Below are 19,149 nucleotides of genomic sequence, written 5' to 3'. Positions count from 1 at the left end.
TTTCACTAACACTTATCTATACCAATGCGAAGGATTTTTAGGTGAGACCATCGAGTAACGAAGCCCCATGAGACGATAGAAATAGGTGACTGGGGTGTAGAGCGACGATAACAAAACCTAAACATAATTCACAACGGGTATACAAGGAACCAACACTACATTGAGGCTTTATACACCATTTTTAGTGCCTTTCAATACAAGCAGAGTTTCGTTATCCAAATTTGTTATCGACAAGTTCCAACCAGCTTGGTTAGCTAACTGTTGAATGGTGTTTACTGAACGCACATAATGTTTATTTGGTAAGCACGCGATTATCTGTTTAAAATCAGCTGTTTAATAACCAATGCCAAGTCAGGATTTAAACCAAAGTGCAATAAATAGTCAGTAATAGGGACCAGCTGATCCCATTGCGCTGCTGATTGTTGATTAGCTTCCATCAGTCAACGATCTGCTATCTTCAGTCAGAGCAAACATTACCTTTTCATGTATTCTTCAGTCGTTACACCCTTTTCTTTAATATCTTGATAAAAGTATTTCAAGACTTTCGCTAACTCTGGCTTATCCTTATAGTAAGCATCTGTTAGGTATTTATCATCATGGCCAGGTACCCATCGACTATAAAGGAACATTTTTTCTGGTCGATCAGCTGATCCATCACCAGGTAAGGACTCAAATCGTCCTTTGTCTAAGTTGCCATGTTTCGCGTTAAAAATGGTCTTATAAAACTGGTCTGGTGTTAATCCTACAACCTTTTCATTACTATATAGATAACCAGGGCCAGTAGCCGAATCAATAATCAAATGTTTCCCTCTGGCACCATCGTAACGAAACCAAAGATATTTAACAGGGTCATCATTTACTCTATTCATCCCTTGATGACTAAACCAGGCGTATTCAGAGAAACCATCAGTGCTCGTTACTTGCTTATACTGTAAATTAGCGTAATCGTATTGACTGACATAAACACGCCAATTTTGTGGATCGACAATAAAATTATCAGTTACTCTTCCACCACTGCGATCAGAATATTCATCACTTGCAAAATACCAACGCCCATCAGCTAATACTTCGGCTTCGAAAGGTGCAATCCTTGATTTTATGTTGTCTTGGTTAGGATTAGAAAAGTCAATTTCAAGCTGATTATTATGTTGTGTACTATATGTAATCTTTTTATTTTCTGCATCGTAGGTTGCATGCTTATATTGATAGCCTTGCTGATCAAATACTTTTCCTGCTTTAGCATCAATAATCAAGCCATTGGGTAAACGCCATAATTCGTTGACGTAATGTTGGAATAATACGGGTATACTAGTATCCAATTTATTAAGCACTCGAGCCCCTTTAAGCATAGCAGCAGGCTGTTGTTGCTGTGCGGTATCAGTTGCTAGTGGCGTCGTTGGTTGTAGTCTTAGTCGGCCAGCGTCATCTGTATAATACCTTACTAGTTGATCATCATACTCAACGGTAAACTGCAAATTAGCAGCTAGGGTTTTTGCAGCATCAATTTGTACTAAAGGCTGCTGTACTGCTGAGTGACTAATACTATTATTAATAATCTCCGTATTCTCAAACTTGATACCATTCAGTTTAAAACGATCGCCATTGTGAATATCACTTAAGTTTAACTGAACACCTTTATCGACGACAAATAGAACATCCTGATTTGCTGTAGAGCGTTGTATTGTAGCTATACCTTCACCCCGTAGCTGTAACTGAAAGTCTTCTGCATCTAACGTGATAGCTTTACTGCCTTGAATATACTCAATATCATTAGCGATAAGATTTGTACCAGCAAGTCTTTGGTTCAATTGTAGTAACTCTATTTGTTCCTGGCCAAGTGTCACCTCACGCCCCTGACTATCTTTCGCCATCAATAACACACTTGATTTATCATCGATATATAAGCTTCGCTCTGACAATGCATCAATCACTTTCAATCGCCCATCACTTAACTCAAATCGCAATTCTTCTATCGACTTCCAAGCAGAGATATCAATGACAGTTGTGTCATCGCCTTCAGCATTTTTATTATGAAAAAATACATTACCTTTAATTTGATTACCCAGGAGAAAGGCTGATTTACTATGTCCAACATTAATTATTGCAAACTCAGCATTTTCTATTTGAAATACATTGTCTTTTCCTGTACCTGTATTAAGTTTTACAACGTCAGACCCTCCAAGCATAAATGTTTTGCCAGTAATCAATGAATCGTCATGTTGGGTGTTTAAATCAACATCAATTGTGCCTGTTTTATGATTCCCCTGAATTATGAAACTCTCAGTACCAGTGGCTGTTAAACTAGAATCACTCTCATTTTCACTAATCACAATTTTAGTCTTTTCTCCCAGGGCAGCCGTCGAAGGAGGAATATGTACAACATCACCCGCTTGTAAACCTTTTTTGACTATATTGGCGTTAGCTTGCTGTAATAACCTATATTTTTCTCCGTCTCCATAGTGTGATCTCGCAATTTACCACCATGTATCACCCTGCGACACTTGATGAGTAACCATAGGGATTTTTAGCACATCACCAGGCTGTAACCCTCGTTTAGCAGCTAGTTGATTAACCTCTTGTAGTGCTTCATATTTATGGCCATTATTTGCTCCAAAATATTGTTGGGTTATTCCCCACCATGAGTCACCTGGCTTAACAGTGTAGGTAACAGAAGCTCCAGCAGTGACTGTAATTTGATTATTCTTTTGGGTGCGATCTTGCGGATTGGCTGGATTCAATATAAATGAAACGGAGTCCCTACCTTCATCACCATGAAAATCAATCTGCCTAGATTTTGTTATACTTTCCCCTACATTTCCTAATTGTTTTTCAGTTAAATAAACCCTAGCTGCATTTAGAGCATACTGGTCTTGTGCTACTTCGTTAAAAACAACTATCTCTGATCTTTGACTTCTATTAAGTGCATTCCTTCGATCATTGCGTAAGGTATTATCAATGGTTTTATCATTTTCTATTTCATGTAGCTTATCCCAGTATGCTTGATTCGGTAATTTACCTGATTTAAATACTGCAATAACTTGTGCAGCATCACCATTAGCGCGCTCATAAATCCAGTCAAATGAGTAATTTACATTCTTCTCTAGTGCTTTATCATTTGTTGATTTTGCTTCTTCTAGCAAGACTCTTTGTAAGTTTTCCCTACCTTCAATCAGTAATGCCGATCTTCCTGTTGTAAATACACTGGAATCGTCTTTTGTTTTACCAAAATAGCTTTGACCAACCGCTTCGGTGGCAATAAAACTATTTGATTTGTCCTCAAACCCATTTACAAAGCGATCCTTAGCACTACCACGATAAGCAAATGCTAACGTTCTTGAGCCTGTATTTTCTCTAAGTTGGGTATCAGTCTGTTGGTTAACACGCTGGTAGCCCTTTGCATTATTAGGATCAAAACCATCATTAACATCATAAAAGATTGCTTTTTCTACACTACCAAAACCCCGTTTTTCAGTCATTATACTTCCAGGGCCATCATCCAACGTATCTGGTGTGAGACGTTCAATTTCTTCATCACTTACCCCAAGCTCTTTTAACTTTTTATTTGATGCTTCAAGCTCAGCTTGGGTCATTTTTCTCATAGAGGGGTGTTGACCGTATAAATAGGTAGCAGCTCCAGGGTACATCGCGGAGGTATCTGTTTTCATATCACCTGACATGCGAAATACTTGCTCAATCAGTTCTTTTTGATTAGCAATCATTTCTTTGCGCTCAGTCATTGCTTTCTCGCGGCGTACTTCTTTCAGTTTTTTTCCCCACTTAGTCACATCGCCCAAGCCAAAGAAAGAAGCTAACCCATAACCAATTTTATCGCCTGTTGAAAGTGGTCCTACTTCTTTTTCATATTCTTTGATAGCTTTTGCTGCTTGTAGCGATTGGGAAATGGCCCCCATAATTAATGCACCAATCGCTACAATAGGTGCAAAAGGAGCTGTGGCTGGATTTAATAACATGACTCCAGCCGCCATACCCAGGCCACCAGCAATCACATCAAAACTACCTGAAGCAATATCAAATTTTGCTAATTCATCACCTGCTCGTAACCGTAGCACACCGTCTTTAATACTGAACGCACCATTGACAATATCTAGCGCTCCGGTGACGACACTCAGTGGGCCAGCTACTTTGCCAAGCTTACTTAGTTTGCTTATGCCTCCCAATGCTTTCATACCTTTTGAACCACCAAACATTGAGCGCATTAGCTTCATTGCGTTGGTACCTTTAGGCATGCGTAATTTAAGGCGCTTGGCAATATCACCAATATCTGCCGCTCCAGACAACAATTCCTCTGTTGCTCCTAATAAAGTGGATGAAGCTTGTAAGTATGCAAGCGGGTTGTTAGGATCAAAGGTTCCTTGCGCTATACTCGTACCAAATAATCGCAAGCCATTGGCAGTACCAAATGTGCCATATAAAGACATGGCTCGCTGCCCCAGCCACTCTTTAAGGTACGATCACGTTGATCTCGCCGTTGTTGAACAATATCAGCTAGATCTGTATTAACTTGCTCTCGACCTAGTATTGTTTGAGCTTTATTGGCTACGCTTTCAGGTAAATCAGCAGCAAGCTGATGACGTAAGCCTTGAAAATCAGTTATCGGTTGTTTGTCATTAATTATATCTTTTATTGAACTACCAGGATTACGCAAAATGTCATTGGTTAACGACTCCTGTGCTACACGTATGATAGACTCTGGAGGCCTAATGCCAGCATTTTCTCCGTTAAAACCCCAGTAAAATGCCCTGAATAAAGCATTTACATCACTGCGTGTTTCACTGGGTTGTACATTAACAGCTGCAGCATGTCCTGAAAATTTCACCTTAAATAACTCGTTTCCTTGAGCATCTATAGTTCTTATTAAGTTAATTGGTTCATGTAGGGAACTAGTATTTTTACCAAAGCTTTCTATTTCCCCTATTCGATTACCATTCGCATCAACATTTTCAATTTGTATGTTGCGCCGATAGTTCTGAGTTAACCTTTCAAGCATGTGGCGATCATTATTGGTTAACGTTACTTGTGGCTCTCTATGATTGATATAATTGACTAAATCTTTTGCTGCAACCCTACCTTTTCCTTCCTCAGTGTAGTGAATGATAAACTCACCTTTATCATTAGTACTAACACGCTCTATCAAGCTATTTGGACTATTACGTAACTCTCTGTTGATATCCTCAGCTATATCTCTCTTATTTCCTTTTGCCCATTCATTTAACTTTCCTAAAAAAGCATCATAATCATTGGTTGTACCCAATAGCTCAGCAACTTTTGCTTCAAATTTTGCTTCATCACTGGTTAATGGAGAACCATTCCCTGAAATAATGGATGCTTTTAAAAATAATTGGCGATTCCGACCAAAATTGACCGAATCCTGTAACAAGGCAGCTACTGCTTTATCAAATCGCCAAGATAACTCTGCGCTAGTACTGAAATCAGTCGTAGTGGTAATGGGTTTGAAACTAGGCCTTCCTGTTTCTTTAACATGAATATCCAACGCATAAGCTTCTGCTTTTGTTACATAAACAGGCTGATTATTTTTTGTATTGTGCTGAAGTTCAATTTTATTTGCTATTGATTGATACAGGTCATTACCTGATATTCGCTCAGTAGTTGTTGTGACTTGGCCAGGGTTAGCTTCAGTTGGGTTTCGGCGTGTAATGGTAATTTCGTCACTTGCTCGATCAACAGTGATAACCCGGCCATCAGCAAGCACTTGAGTAATTGAACCTCGGTAAGCATTGGTTCCCAAGGTTAAATCAATTTTAACTTTTTGATCACTTCGTTGTAATCGATCAAATTCAGTTTCAATTTTTGTTGAACTAGACGAAGGGTCATAATTATTTTGTTTTATACTATTAAACTCATCTACAAAGTTTGGTTTACCCTTAAGTACTTTATATTCATTAGTGACTCCTTCGCCTTTCAAAAACTGCTCCAATACTTTTCGGAAGCGGTTATCACCTAATACATTACGATGATGGTCGATGAGCTTACCTTGAGAATTGCGCAGTTCTATACGTCCATTACTATTGCGCGTAACAATGAAAGCGGGCAACCAGCGGTCTTCATTATTAATAGTAAATTTCCGTTGGATAACAAACCCAGCTGCTGTATTTTCTTTATTGTTCGTAGTAATACCTTCTTGTATTACACTCGCAGTAGCATAAGGGTCCATTACTTCATGCAGTTCCCCATTTTCAAAGTTCGATTGACCTACACTTGTGGTTTTAACTGTTTCTAAAATATCTAAATTGCTACCCAAGTTAGATAAATATCGGTCAAACCGTTGAAGATCTGCTAACTCTTGGGGAGAAGCCAAGCCATTTATCGCTAATTGCCGAATTTTTTCTATTGTTTCTTGGTTTGCTTTGAATTGTTGTCGACGCTTAATAGAGTCATTACCCATTGCATCACGGGCTAGTTGTAATGCTCTGCCTTTATTTTCCTCCAACGAGCTGATTCCTCGTTGCTCGTTAGTCATTCTCGAAATCCCAATTGTTGGGTCAATCTCCTCTCGAAATATCGAATTAACCAGCTTCATGCTATTTTTGCTATCAAGTCCAATTATGGTGACATTGAATCCACGCTTTTGCTCAATACTGCGTGTTTCCATTACCTCATAACCACTAACAGCAAAATTATCTTTATTATTTAATATTTTCTGTATGTTAGTTTTGACCTCTAAAATATCCTTACCAACTTGCTCTATTTGTTGCTGTAAGTGTTGTTTTTCTGAATCTGTAATATCACTTGATATTCGGCCATTCAACTCCATCAGACGCTGATTAAAACCTTCACGTTGAGATGACAGCTGCTGCACCTGCTGCCATTTATCATCTTTTAATTTTCGCTCTATTTTAATAAATGTTGCACCTTCTGCTTTATGTTTAAGTGCATTTTTTAAGCGCCACATAGCGTCTGGGTCATTATTCACTACTTGATCAAGATCTGGGTAATAGTTAACCCTATCAGCCAAGTTACTACCACTAAGACTGCCTGTAGTATGATAGAATCTGTTGTTATTAGACAACTCATCTACATTAGGATTATTATTGTTCGTTGCAGCTTTTTTTGCATCAACATAGTCTTTTATTTTTTCTTTCAGATCACTAATCAAAAATGAGTGACCACCGCCACCCCATGTTGTTGAAACGCTATCACTGAAATCAGGATATGTAATTTTTGTTAAGCGAGACCAGAGGCTAAACGCTGTTTTTAAACCCCAATCAACTTCTCCTCCCTTATATTTAACTGAAAAGTCATCAGACTCACCATTGGCTTTTGCTTCCCATTTAAATGTATAACTCCCTGAGGCTGCTATCCCTGTACCAAGTTTTAAGCCAGCAGACTTTCCTAAACCAATAGCACCTTGTTCTCCGGTTTGAAAAGGTGAATCTACATCTGTTGTACCTGAAGCGACAACACCTGTTACACTCAAGTCTACCGGTTTAAAATCAATTCCTTTGGTAGCCTCAGGATTCCGCCTTCCATGGTTTACTAACCAATCAAAGTTTAACGCTTTGTCTCCCTTGCTCAACATATCAATTAAGCTAGTGACATCATTACTTTCAAGGTACGCGGTTGTTTTAAGTTTTTTAGTCGTTTCAAATAACTTTAAGTCACCTTCAGCATAGGGAGCTACAAAGTAATTAACATTATCGACTTTATTAGTGAATTGATAAGTCCCTACTTCGAGGGTTAAGCCTTCAAATTTTCCATTGGCTCCCATAGTAACTTTCATACCATTAGCATCTTTTTCAAACTCGATGCTATTATCACCTTTAATGCCTGTTTTAGCTAATGCACCAATATTAAGGTTATCGCTAATTCCTGTACCCATAATATCTACTATTGAGGTTGTACCCCACTTTAAAGAAATTGTTCCTTCAGAACCTAGGGTAAACTTAGCGCCTTCAGGCATAGTATTGATAAATGCACTAAATTTTTCTGATAGCTCTTTACTGTAAAGCGCTTTTTGGTTCGCATCACCATGTATTGGGGGAGATCTTAAACCAAGCAATCGACTCAACTGTTCCTGTACTACATAACTGTTGAATATTTTTTTACTATCACTCACACTATTTTCTAAATTAGCCTGGTAGTTTTTATCCAGCCTAGAAAATAAGTTTTTTAGTGGCAGCATTAAATTTTTTGCGGATGCAGCATAACCAAATAATTTGCCAGCAATCGTTCGTTTACCAATTGAGTGGGAGCCTGTTCTACTTTGATCCCAAGGGCCAACGCTCACACCTAGATTTTTTAAAGAACCGGTAGGATACATCCTACTCCAAACTTCTTCCCAAGCAGTTTTGCCTTCAGTACGCTGCGACTGCTGATTATCGGCATCCGTCGTCCGTTTTAATAATGCATCCAAATTACTGATAGCACGCTGTTGATTTTGCCAAGCACGAACCCTACGCCTCATTTCTTGGTAATGCGAATGAGGTATATTGGCTTGCTCATCGACTTCTTGAACATCTGGTACTGTTAACACATCTGGTAAACGAACAGGGTTGGGGTTAGTATTTTCCTCACTATGAGGTACCCACCTTGCCTGCTGCCACCATGAAATGCCTTGCCCTGGCTGACGAGCAGGCGACTCAGCATCTGTGAGATAGTAGCCTTTGCCACGCTTATAGGTTTTACCCGTTTCCTCAAGGGTACCCGCAGCAAAATCAACCTTATATCCTTTCCCGTTTGAAGAAATCGCATAAAGTGCATTATCACTTCCTTCCCGTAGTGCTGATAGCGCAATAGGTTCCATTATGCCTAATTTATGCCCTTGAGGTGATGTAAAGCGTGTTACTTGTTCTACTTTCCCTGATATTGGATCTATTGATGTGAGTGTGTTGGGGCTGGATAGCATTAACACTTTCCCATCACGTAAGACCATATCCCTTGCAATATCACCAGACTGAGTTACATCAGCGTTAGTATCAACCCGCGTAGCATACCAAGACTTGCTTGGATCTAATCGAAAGACGGTTAGTGTTTCCCGATCATGTTGGCTTTCTCTAAATTGATTTTTGTATGTACCAACAACTACCGTACCATCATTTAGAAATGCAAGTGCACCAATATATCCATTCTTGTTATAATCCCAATGGAAATTATTCACTCGACAAAGATCACCACTTTCTGTCAGCTTTAATAACTCTTTTCCGCCATTAGAAAAATAATAGCTACGATCTTTAGAATTATATGCTATCGCTGTAGTGGGAAATAAAGGACTCGCTTGCAAATAAATATCATGAGAACTCCCTAAGTAATGATCGACTCTTTGTTCATTTTTATTTAGGGCGCTAATATATAATCCACCATCAGACGTAGAGTAAATAACTGGCATATTTACTGGATTTAATAATTCTGATAGCTTTATAGAGTTTATTATTATTTTTTTATTATCACCTTTTATAGCTACTGGATCAAAGGCAACCCTATCAGTGGTTAATACATTATTTTCAGTTTTATCTACTGGTGAAAATGCTATTGATTGAGCATCAACTTTTGCTGATTTACTAGCACTATTGTGATTATTCTCTTGATACTCGCCTTCTTTATGCTCACAAGCGATTGCTTTAGTAATACTTGAAAAACATAAGTTACTCATACTTTTTAAGTTTTTACTGGATTTCTTTGTTTTATTTTTTAATTGAGTTGAACGGCGCTGGTGGGATGAATGAATGATTTCTGGAGCATCAATATCATTTTGTGTTGTTAAACTACCATTAGGTTGGTGGTCAATTGGTGACATAGACATACTGCTTGCTCCTAATAACCGTTCAGTTTATTATGTTATTGTCTTGTAATTATGAATTTATTAGTTTTACTCCATTGTTAATTGAGTAACCAGAATAATTAGTGAGAATAGTCACAATAGTTAATGAGAAATATTTTATTAGAGTGGGTTGACTCGACTAGTTGTCGGCATTTATTTGATGTAATTCACACTCAACTTTTATATTGCTATCGATAATAAATTAGAATGCACTACATATACCCAATGCATAGGATTTTTAGGTGAGGCCATCAAGTGACGAAGCCTCATGAGGCTATATTAATAGGTGATTGGGGTGACACCATGCATTAACTGCATTCCCACCTTCCCTGAAGGTCAGGAGCGACGATAACAAAACCTAAAAATGATTCGCGCCGGGTATATAACATCATTATTACCGTTTGGGTAAAACACTCATAAAGAAGCTGGTAATGACATTTTATTTAACCACTACCCACACAAAAAAATGAGTGATGAGAAAGATTAACGACGTAGTTAACATTTATTACCTGACTGACTATTGCAGTTCAGTTTAATATTTTGTTTTATATAAATATATTTTGGGGTGTTCACCCCATTACTGCCTTACCCACCTAGTTTTAGGTGGGATTTTTTTATCAAAACTATCTTTAGAGAGCTTATAAAAAAGTGTATTTTATGAGATGCTTTTTATCAGCTAGTTTTGTACCCACTTAACACAAGCAGTGCCTTACTTTCCAAGTCAACAGGTGATAATTGCCAGCCAGCTTGTTTTGCCAGCTGTTGAAGTGCTTTCCGTGATCGAACATAATGCTTACTTGGTAGACAAGAAATTATCTGTTTAAAATCTAACTGCCTTTCATTACAAAGTAGTTCTAAATCTTTGCCTAAGTCTAACAATGAAAATTTTGTAGCAGCCTTACTCAACACTTTGCGCATATAGCTGGCTATCACAAAGCAGCGGTTCAATTGTTGTTGGTGTATTATTTTCCCTTTAAAGGCGCCTAACCACCAAAGTTGTTTTAATAAAGTTTGAGAGTAATGATGGTAACACAATAGAATCTGTCCATCTTGCTTACTCGCCTGATAACACTGAGCCAAGATTTTTATAACTGCTTGATCATTGATATGATCTAATATTCCAGTCGCAACAACAATTAAGTCCATACTACGATTTTTCAATGGCAATTTAGCTGCATCTGCTGCTATCTGATTGCTTTTTTGGGAAAGGGCTAACATTAGCTGAGCATAATCTACTCCAACCCAATGGGCATTATCTGCTTGCTGAAATATCCCTTGTATTTCACCACCACTACAACCCAGTAATAATGCATACTGATATTCCCACTGATTGAGCAACTGCTGTTTAATCTCTAATGCCAAGTCTGGATTCAATCCAAAGTGCAAAAAATAATCAGCAATAGACGCTAGTTGATTCCATTGTTGTGCCCCTTGGCCATTATCATTTTGATTGTTTTGTTGTTGCTTCGACATGACCACTAGCCTTTAATAAGCTAATTTTCAAAGTTTAGTTCGCATACTTCACCATAACATATTAGCCATTGATATATATCCAATCCAAATGGGTTTTAGGGCTAGTTATCAGTTATCGAAGAGCCATGAAACCATATGCTTTGGTATTCGTTTCCTTGTAATTAGCTACTACTGTTATCCTCTCTAAAAAAAAAGCAGGCCTATGGCCTGCTTTTTTTACTCATACAATTTTAACTGACTATTGAGAAGCTCTCTTAAAGAGTTCTTCTACAATACTCGTTAATGGTTGGCTATAACGAGACATCCAAGTTGCTTGACTTCTCCAGTTTTGAGGAATGCTTTCACCTTCTTTCCACTCACCGTTTCCAGTCACATAGCTCATCGCACGATCGTTAGGGCCAGGTGTCCATAAGAAATCTGGATGCTTATTGGTATACCACTCACCACCAATAATATTACCATTCTTATCCAACTCTAGGTCATAGGTATAACGGACAGATGTGATACCATCAAAACGAGAGTCGTCATATTCACGATGAGATGGGCTGGTTTCAACCACATAACTCATCCGCATTCTTACCCCTACAACATTTTTAGCATTTGATGCACGATATTTCTTAAATTTGTCTTTTGAGTAATTTTCAACAGCAATCATTGCATCTTTGGCATTGTCATAGGCAACACCTGTTTCTGGGTTAAAATACGTATAAGAATAGCTGTAAACAGGCTGGTTCCATACTTGATAATCATAGGTTGCATCAATAATGAAGCTACGCTTGCTTACACCCAATTGGTTAACTACAGATTGGTGCCAGCTGCCAGGGTTAGTATCAAAACATTTTTGATCTTTTACCCGACCATTTTCATCTCTAGCTGGGTTTTTAGTATTACAACGACCACCAATAAAGCGAACACCAGGTGATGCTTCAGCCCACAGTAAAGTACCTAGTGCTTTGATATCAGATGGGTAAAACTTAATATCTTCGCCATTAGCACCTTTAACTACAATGCTATGTTTTGGTCTAGGTAACATATAGGCAGCTGGAGCCCAACCATGACATAACCCCATCCAACGCTCAACACTACCATTACGGTCGTAATAAGACTTACCCATATTCCAGTTTGAAGCCGTCATACTATAACCACTATCACCAACTAGTAGGTCATATTTTTCAGAAGGCGATAAATCATCAATATTGCCAGCCATTACATAACTGTCAGGTGTTTTAGTTTGGTTTGTGTAAGTCCAGTAATCATTCCAGTCGCTACTATTCCAAAACCCTCTGTCAGCATAACGAGCTCCTAGTCCACCTTTGTATAAAGCCCAGTAGTCATCAGACCAAGGTACTTCATCTAACTTAGCACTATGTAGGTTTTGCTGATCCATCGTATGCACATTACGAATTAATTCATAGCCACTATCAACTAAACGAGCTGGGTTGTCATTATACTGACTGGCTGCTCTCGCATACCCTACTCTTTTTTGTGTTTTTACAATGGATTTTTTAAATTGGTCTTTTTTAGTTACATAAGCTTTTGACTCAATTTCTTCTTGAGAAAACTTAGATACGACAGTAGCTGCTTGCCCTTGGTAGTTTTCTTTAACTGGAACCTCATCCATTACCTGTTGAGGGTTTTGGTGAAATCTATCTAAAAATTGTGTTATATCAGCTTGCTCTGCCTGGCTGACACCTGCATTAGCTTGAATTGTTGCAGCTAATAAAGTCATTGCAAAGAGAGGTTTGTAAGTTTTCATTAAGTCTTCCTTTATTTAGTTTTTTATTACTGCTTTTTTTAACAAAAGCAATTCCCTACCAGCCTTAATTAAAGTAGCTAGTAAACTTTTTATTTATGGCAACAAATATATACCACATTAAAATTATTTTTCTATTTAAAAGCATTATTTAAAGCGAACACCCACTTTAAGGCATCTTTAATCTATTATCTTTTTAAGTATAAATAACTCTGTAAAACACCATATAAAATAAAACACCAATTAGTACCCAGCTTGGCAAAGTGCATACTAAAGCGCTGAAAGTTAGTGTTATTGCCTATTAAACATAGCCACTAACCAAGATAAGTCTGGCAGGAATACTGAAGATACAAATATACAGTTTTTTAACCGATATGGTTTCAAGTTTATCCTTGTACTTCTGTACTGGATCATCATTGCTGCTATCACCTAACTTTTGAGAAATTAACTTTTACAATCTCTCAAGCAATCACATCATTTAGGTTTATTATAATCATCAGGTGTTAACGTAATCATGACATAAATCAACCGCCAACACCCTGTTTAATGGGCGGGATTATGTCACATTCATGTTTTATTTGGCTAGTTTTCCTTTAAAAAAAGAGTACGTCAGTTAATACATAATATAAATAGTATGCGAGCGCTCACAGCTGTATAGCATTAGAACAATTTGACGTTTTTATAGCTAAAAAAATATTATATATACAACTAACGTCTAATACACCATGACCTATATGATTTATTTTCCTACTTATTATGAATAATATTTATTTGGTTTGTTTTGTATACAGCTTTATCGCTGGAAATAGCTAAATAACGGAAGCAACTTTATGTGATTACTTACTTTATTACCTAGTTAAATTGTGCTGCGGAGAGTTATTGAAGAGTATAGAAGCTATACCCTTCATTTATTGATATATTTTTAGACCGTGGCAGCTTCAGCCAACTCAAAGTGCTGCCGATACCTAACAATATCTTCAATGGATACAATAGGCATATGGTGAGCATTAGCAAACTGTAGAATTTCTTGCTGATTCGCCATCGTACCATCAGCATTCATTAGTTCGCATAAAACGCCAGCAGGCTTTAACTCCGCTAATGCCATCAAATCAATAACTCCTTCGGTGTGCCCCCGGCGAGTCAGTACCCCACCTGGCCGTGCCCTTAAAGGAAATACATGGCCAGGCCACCTCAAATCAACTGGTTTGGCATCAGAAGCAATTGCCGTTTGAATGGTTTTGACCCGATCAGCAGCTGAAACACCAGTGGTGACACCTTCTGCTGCTTCAATGGATATGGTAAAAGCCGTGCCATAATGACTGGTATTTTTAGCCACCATCATGGGTAAGTCCAACGCTTGCAGGGTTTCATCAGTGAGGCATAAGCAGACAATACCGCTACATTCTCTTATCAACATGGCCATTTGCTTTTCTGTGATAAATTCCGCAGCAAATATCAAATCAGCTTCATTCTCTCGATCATCGTCATCAACCAACAGAACACCTTGACCTTGCCTCAGAGCAGACAGAGCCCGTTCCACTCGTTGAGTAAAAGCATTTAACTGCTTACTTAGAAACTGATTCATGATAGTACTCCAATGCATAAACATGAATCAGGGCATGGGAAAATGCATACCTTTAGCTATGAGTACAACCTAGCGGCCCATGCGCAAAATAAAGTAACAACTTTACCAATATCACCCATGCACCACTAGCAACAGCTGAACAACAACCTTCCAACCAAATAGATATCCAACATCAATATTTTTGGCCGTAATCACTCACACTAACTTAATAGCATGCTGTGTTTTCAGCTACACCTATATTGAATCCATAATATATTGCATCCATAAAGGTTGCACTTATAACGAGCAATATAAGCTGTACTACATTATGCAACTGTCGTAGTAGCATACGCTACCCTCTCCCATCCGGACTATCACCGTCGGCTTTGGAGTTACACCAAATCTGCTGACCTTGGTTATATAGCGTTCAACCTTGTAAAGGAGAGCTATTAACCAAGCGCTCGCGGGCTTTCTTATTGGCTGAAACCATTTTCAGCCAATAAGATCACCGCCGGTGGGGAATTTCACCCCGCCCTGAGAATAACGAAATTGATGGGTGCTAATATATAAGAAGAGATAGAGAAAAGACAAGCTACTTTAGGAAAACTGGTATCAGTAAGTCTATACTGAGCAATAGCTTGTTGTTAATAAGAATAAATGAAGTATAAATGCCTCAGCAACTCCCCACGCCCAATGTAATTAATTACTTAGTATTTTGCTTTGTTTTCATACTAGGAACCCCACTTTCTGCCTCTCAAGATCAACTTGAAAATTTACTAGAACTTGAACTAGAAGAGCTTATGACGATCAGTGTGGTATCTAAGCGAGAAGAGTCTATTGAAAATGCGCCAGGTATTGTAACCATTATATCTTCTGATGAGATCCAAAGGTTTGGTGGACGAAACTTACGCGATATCTTAAACCGGCAAATCAATATGATGGTTGTTGGTAACCATATATTCCAGGAAAACCAAGTATCTCTTCGTGCAGCGTTAAATGGACTGCTAGATAACCAGATTCTGTACTTGTTAAATGGTCGTCCGTTAACAAATTCACAAGGTCAAGGCGTTCACATGGACTTATACCTAAACTTTCCAATAGACCTTGGTAAATTCACAGAAAAAAAACAACTATCTGATGTTAAATTGAATTTTTATATTGACAACCTGTTAAATAAAAATTTATTTTTTCCAAATTATGCAACAAGAAACGTTAGTACTTTTCCAAACTATCAAGGTAGATCAGTTTATGGCACAGTTGAAATTTCTTTTTAGTGGCACCCATGATCCAATAGAACAATCCAACAAGCATCAAAGGTTTAGTACTATTTGCAATAAAACTGGTCGTTAATTGAAATGCACACTGTTAATCAGCCCATTTACAATCTGCCTGATAAAATAATAGTGTCCCTTAAAGGCCTAATTTCATGCACAAAATAGTATATACATCAATAAAAACTATTACCGTCTTATTATTGTTTATAACACCATTTGCTCAAGCACATGATTCAGTTCAAGAATTAGCCTATTGTGAAGCTGAGCCAGATGGTAGAAATCCTGATTGTTATAATATTAGTGACAGAAGACGAATTAATAGTAACTTGCGAGACATGCTAGATGATGGTTGGCAATTAACTAGCGTAGTAGCAAATTCAACCACTGGATTAAACTATTTTTATTTTACCCGGTTGAGAGAATAATTACAGAAAATGGCTATCAACTGCCAACTTTCCCCTTCGCAAAGGGTTTAGTCCTTTTTGCATAGGGGAACGTAACATTAAAAATCAGCTATGACAATACCACTCATAAAAAATATAGCTTTTTATTTTAACTCCAACTTATATTTAGCAAAGTAGTCTTTCACTTTCCCTGATTCAACCAACTCTTGTATTACTTTATTAAATTCATCCTTTAATACCGCATGAGGTGACCCTTTGGCAACAGCATAGTTATGTAAAATTATGCCTTTGGGCCGATAGTTTAAATATCTAAAACTTATATTTTTAACGTTTAATAGCTTTTCAACGTCTACAATTTCTGACTCAGATGCCGTTAAAATATGAATTTTTCTTTCATCGAATGCTTTAATTAAAGCGGGTAAAGACCGGTAATAAGTTTTTCTTAGCGACTCAGCTTGATCCAGTGCTTTAAAATAGGAGTTACCTTGGATTAAACCGAGCCTGAATTTAAACTTCTCTAGTGTAACAAAGCGCCCTACTTCTATTTGACTTGTCTCTTTGACTAAAAAGTAGGTTTTATGCTGTTGTTCGCCAATCGGTTTAACAAACTCAACAACTTCATCTGTTTGCAGCTTATCAGGTACATTCGGTATGATATCTACTAACCCTGTTTTTACATCTCGTAAAGTCCTGTCCATAGAAGACTTTCGCCAGATCACTTGGTAACCAAGCTCTTTAGCTGCCGCATTTAAAATATCCACTAACGCACCAGTTGGCTCTCCATCTTGTTCATACATTAATGGTGGGATATTTCTGAAATCACTTCGCAATATTTTCAAGTTAGCCAATGCGATCTGTGGTAAACAGTAAGCAACAGTTAATAGTGTAAAAAACAATCTCTTCATACTAGCCTCATTAAGCTTAGTATTAATTGTAACATGTTTCGAATGTATACGAAAAACAGTCTCTCCTAGGGCCTGTTAACACTATTTGAATCATCACTGCCGGAGGCTATTATTTTGTCCAGCAAGGCACAAGGAATGCCGTGTAGTCATTCTACATACATAACTACACGGCTGGGCGGAAAAATAATCTCGGCCCGAGGGGTTGTGGCTGTAAAAGTGCTACTCGTTGTTGCTCATTGTTTATTTAGAACAACTAAATTTCTCTCTTCGCACCTAGATTAGCGTTTTTACAGTCACAACAGTGACGGTTACAAATAGTGTTAACAGGCCCTAATTGATTAAGACCAACAGATAGCCCATTCGTTATGTAAAATTTGTTGAATCAGTTTGTATATTGAAAATGTCTTAATTATTTTGTTAAAAAACAAATAGCACTATTATTTGAAATACATCACATAACAGCCTCATCGCACATTTTTCAACCTAACTTAAGCATACCGTTTACTGTGCACTAAGTAGCCACATTTGCTTTCTTACAACAAACCATGTAGTCATTGAATATTCATATCAACTCATACTAAATGAACCAGATAGGGTCCAACATAGACTTTCAAGTCAAACTACAAGAACTTTAATTTGAAGAGCAAATACAAGCTGCTACTCTAAATCAGCGCAATATCATCTAAAAAGATGTCAATTGTTGTATTTCTATCTTAATCAGATAGAAAGCTGTACTTATAAGACATTTATGATTACAACTTAAAATACAGGTTATCAAGTGCATTAGCCCTTTTTCTCATAAGTTATTTATACTTTTAAAGTTAAAATTCAATAGTGATTTTATTGTGATTATTTTTACCATCATCATCCTAGGGCTTGGACTCACTACTGGTTTTATTGCAGGTTTTTTGGGGTTCGGTGGAGGTGTCTTACTGGCTCCTGCCTTAATCCTATTAGCCCCTATAATGACTGGCAATGTATTGAGTTTAGAGCAGATTACCGGTATTACCGCCACACAAGGGTTAGTTGGCTCTATCAGTAGCTGGTATTTTCATCGCCAGCATACCCAAAATGTAAAGTTTGGTTGTACTATTGGCGTCCCAATGGGGTTAGGAGCAATGACGTCCAGTTGTTTTATATTACAGCTTGGTGAGTTATGGATTTTAACGACCTTTACATTAATGCTATCTTTTGCTTTGATTACTAGTATTACTGTACCTAGTTTTATTGAATATAACGAGTCAAATAATTCACTATTATTCTCTACTTCTTTATGTATCGGGCTGCTAAATGGTGTCATTGGCCAAGGTGGTGCTTTCTTTTTTATTCCTTTTTTCGCTTATATTATAGGTCTACCAATACGCCAAGTAGTCAGCTCAGCTGGTATTATTGGAACATTTTCAGTCAGCAGCAGTTTAATGCCCCGGTTATTTTGTGACTTAATACCTTGGCTATGGGTTATGATAATTACACCAGCTGTTATTTTAGGTAGTTATATTGGTACCCACCTGCACCACAAAGTAAGTGATCAAAAACTACGATGGTCTATCACATTCTTTTTAGGACTGTCACTCATTCAACTGATTAATAAGATGAAAGGGCTTTTGTTTTAATGACTTATAATGATATTTTTCGTCACTTATTACTATAAACACAAGTGTAGTGTTCTACTTCAGGAAATGGCTCATAAAAATGATGTAATAGTCTTTTCCACTCTTGATACTGATCAGACTGTCTAAAACCCACTGTATGATCTTCAATTGTTTGCCAGTTTACTAATAAAATATAGCGGTTAGGCTTCTCTATACATTTCTGCAATTGATGTGATATATAGCCAGGTATATTCACAATTATCGTCTGTGCTTTACTAAAGGCTTGTTCAAAATCTCCTTCTTGGCTAAGTTTTACGTAAGCGCCAAATAACCCGCGTACTTTGATAAATATTCTAGTGGTTCATAATGGGCTCATTGTTCAGAGGAG

General features: G+C 37.6%; 12 protein-coding genes and 1 riboswitch. Of the genes, 3 read left to right on the top strand and 9 right to left on the bottom strand.

The window, feature by feature from the left end; all coding sequences use genetic code 11:
* Window positions 1-311 precede the first annotated feature (311 nt).
* From OQE68_RS23025 to ribB, 7 genes are all read right to left on the bottom strand, one after another.
* Complete coding sequence (locus OQE68_RS23025; RefSeq protein ID WP_255491039.1) at window positions 312-437, bottom strand: hypothetical protein; 126 nt, start codon at window positions 435-437, stop codon at window positions 312-314.
* Between the two features lie 36 nt (window positions 438-473).
* Window positions 474-2,330: a hypothetical protein gene (locus tag OQE68_RS23020; RefSeq protein WP_180570787.1), complete on the bottom strand. Its 1,857-nt coding sequence runs from the start codon at window positions 2,328-2,330 to the stop codon at window positions 474-476.
* A gap of 144 nt (window positions 2,331-2,474) precedes the next feature.
* On the bottom strand, window positions 2,475-4,439 hold the full coding sequence (locus OQE68_RS23015) for a LysM peptidoglycan-binding domain-containing protein (protein ID WP_180570788.1): 1,965 nt from the start codon (window positions 4,437-4,439) through the stop codon (window positions 2,475-2,477).
* A complete protein-coding gene (locus OQE68_RS23010) occupies window positions 4,379-9,778 on the bottom strand; it encodes a hypothetical protein (protein ID WP_180570789.1) in 5,400 nt (1,799 codons plus the stop codon). Before OQE68_RS23010 ends, OQE68_RS23015 begins: the two co-directional genes overlap by 61 nt.
* Before the next feature lie 690 nt (window positions 9,779-10,468).
* Window positions 10,469-11,269, bottom strand: a complete 801-nt coding sequence (locus OQE68_RS23005; protein WP_180570790.1) for a class I SAM-dependent methyltransferase — start codon at window positions 11,267-11,269, stop codon at window positions 10,469-10,471.
* Between the two features lie 238 nt (window positions 11,270-11,507).
* Complete coding sequence (locus tag OQE68_RS23000) at window positions 11,508-13,025, bottom strand: peptidase (RefSeq protein WP_180570791.1); 1,518 nt, start codon at window positions 13,023-13,025, stop codon at window positions 11,508-11,510.
* Between the two features lie 919 nt (window positions 13,026-13,944).
* Window positions 13,945-14,607, bottom strand: coding sequence for a 3,4-dihydroxy-2-butanone-4-phosphate synthase (ribB, locus tag OQE68_RS22995; RefSeq protein WP_180570792.1), 663 nt, complete (start codon window positions 14,605-14,607; stop codon window positions 13,945-13,947).
* A gap of 329 nt (window positions 14,608-14,936) precedes the next feature.
* Window positions 14,937-15,132: riboswitch (FMN riboswitch) on the bottom strand.
* A gap of 122 nt (window positions 15,133-15,254) precedes the next feature.
* Between ribB and OQE68_RS22990 the strand changes: the two genes are divergently transcribed.
* Complete coding sequence (locus OQE68_RS22990) at window positions 15,255-15,860, top strand: TonB-dependent receptor plug domain-containing protein (RefSeq protein WP_180570793.1); 606 nt, start codon at window positions 15,255-15,257, stop codon at window positions 15,858-15,860.
* A gap of 152 nt (window positions 15,861-16,012) precedes the next feature.
* Entirely contained in the window at window positions 16,013-16,285 is a 273-nt protein-coding gene (locus tag OQE68_RS22985; RefSeq protein ID WP_180570794.1) for a hypothetical protein, read from the top strand.
* 122 nt (window positions 16,286-16,407) lie between these two features.
* Here the strand turns inward: OQE68_RS22985 and OQE68_RS22980 are convergent, their stop codons facing one another.
* The gene (locus OQE68_RS22980) at window positions 16,408-17,169 is read right to left on the bottom strand and encodes a substrate-binding periplasmic protein (protein WP_180570795.1); all 762 of its coding nucleotides are present in this window, start codon (window positions 17,167-17,169) and stop codon (window positions 16,408-16,410) included.
* Window positions 17,170-18,014: 845 nt separating this feature from the next.
* Between OQE68_RS22980 and OQE68_RS22975 the strand changes: the two genes are divergently transcribed.
* On the top strand, window positions 18,015-18,782 hold the full coding sequence (locus tag OQE68_RS22975; protein ID WP_180570796.1) for a sulfite exporter TauE/SafE family protein: 768 nt from the start codon (window positions 18,015-18,017) through the stop codon (window positions 18,780-18,782).
* 22 nt (window positions 18,783-18,804) lie between these two features.
* On the opposite strand, the gene OQE68_RS22970 is transcribed toward OQE68_RS22975, so the two are convergent.
* Window positions 18,805-19,107 (bottom strand): antibiotic biosynthesis monooxygenase family protein, encoded by a 303-nt coding sequence (locus tag OQE68_RS22970; RefSeq protein ID WP_180570797.1) that lies wholly within the window; start codon window positions 19,105-19,107, stop codon window positions 18,805-18,807.
* Window positions 19,108-19,149 lie beyond the last annotated feature (42 nt).

It is taken from the genome of Spartinivicinus marinus (assembly GCF_026309355.1).
Taxonomy (GTDB): Bacteria; Pseudomonadota; Gammaproteobacteria; order Pseudomonadales; family Zooshikellaceae; genus Spartinivicinus; species Spartinivicinus marinus.
The sequence above is the reverse complement of the archived record's forward strand: the minus strand, read 5'-3'. Positions and strand labels throughout refer to the sequence as shown.

Excerpts from the sequence above, each read along its gene's own strand:
- OQE68_RS23025 (WP_255491039.1), bottom strand. The coding sequence starts at position 437 with ATGGAAGCTAATCAACAATCAGCAGCGCAATGGGATCAGCTGGTCCCT.
- OQE68_RS23015 (WP_180570788.1), bottom strand. The coding sequence starts at position 4,439 with ATGTCTTTATATGGCACATTTGGTACTGCCAATGGCTTGCGATTATTT.
- OQE68_RS23010 (WP_180570789.1), bottom strand. The coding sequence starts at position 9,778 with ATGTCTATGTCACCAATTGACCACCAACCTAATGGTAGTTTAACAACA.
- OQE68_RS23005 (WP_180570790.1), bottom strand. The coding sequence starts at position 11,269 with ATGTCGAAGCAACAACAAAACAATCAAAATGATAATGGCCAAGGGGCA.
- OQE68_RS23000 (WP_180570791.1), bottom strand. The coding sequence starts at position 13,025 with ATGAAAACTTACAAACCTCTCTTTGCAATGACTTTATTAGCTGCAACA.
- ribB (WP_180570792.1), bottom strand. The coding sequence starts at position 14,607 with ATGAATCAGTTTCTAAGTAAGCAGTTAAATGCTTTTACTCAACGAGTG.
- OQE68_RS22990 (WP_180570793.1), top strand. The coding sequence starts at position 15,255 with ATGCCTCAGCAACTCCCCACGCCCAATGTAATTAATTACTTAGTATTT.
- OQE68_RS22985 (WP_180570794.1), top strand. The coding sequence starts at position 16,013 with ATGCACAAAATAGTATATACATCAATAAAAACTATTACCGTCTTATTA.
- OQE68_RS22980 (WP_180570795.1), bottom strand. The coding sequence starts at position 17,169 with ATGAAGAGATTGTTTTTTACACTATTAACTGTTGCTTACTGTTTACCA.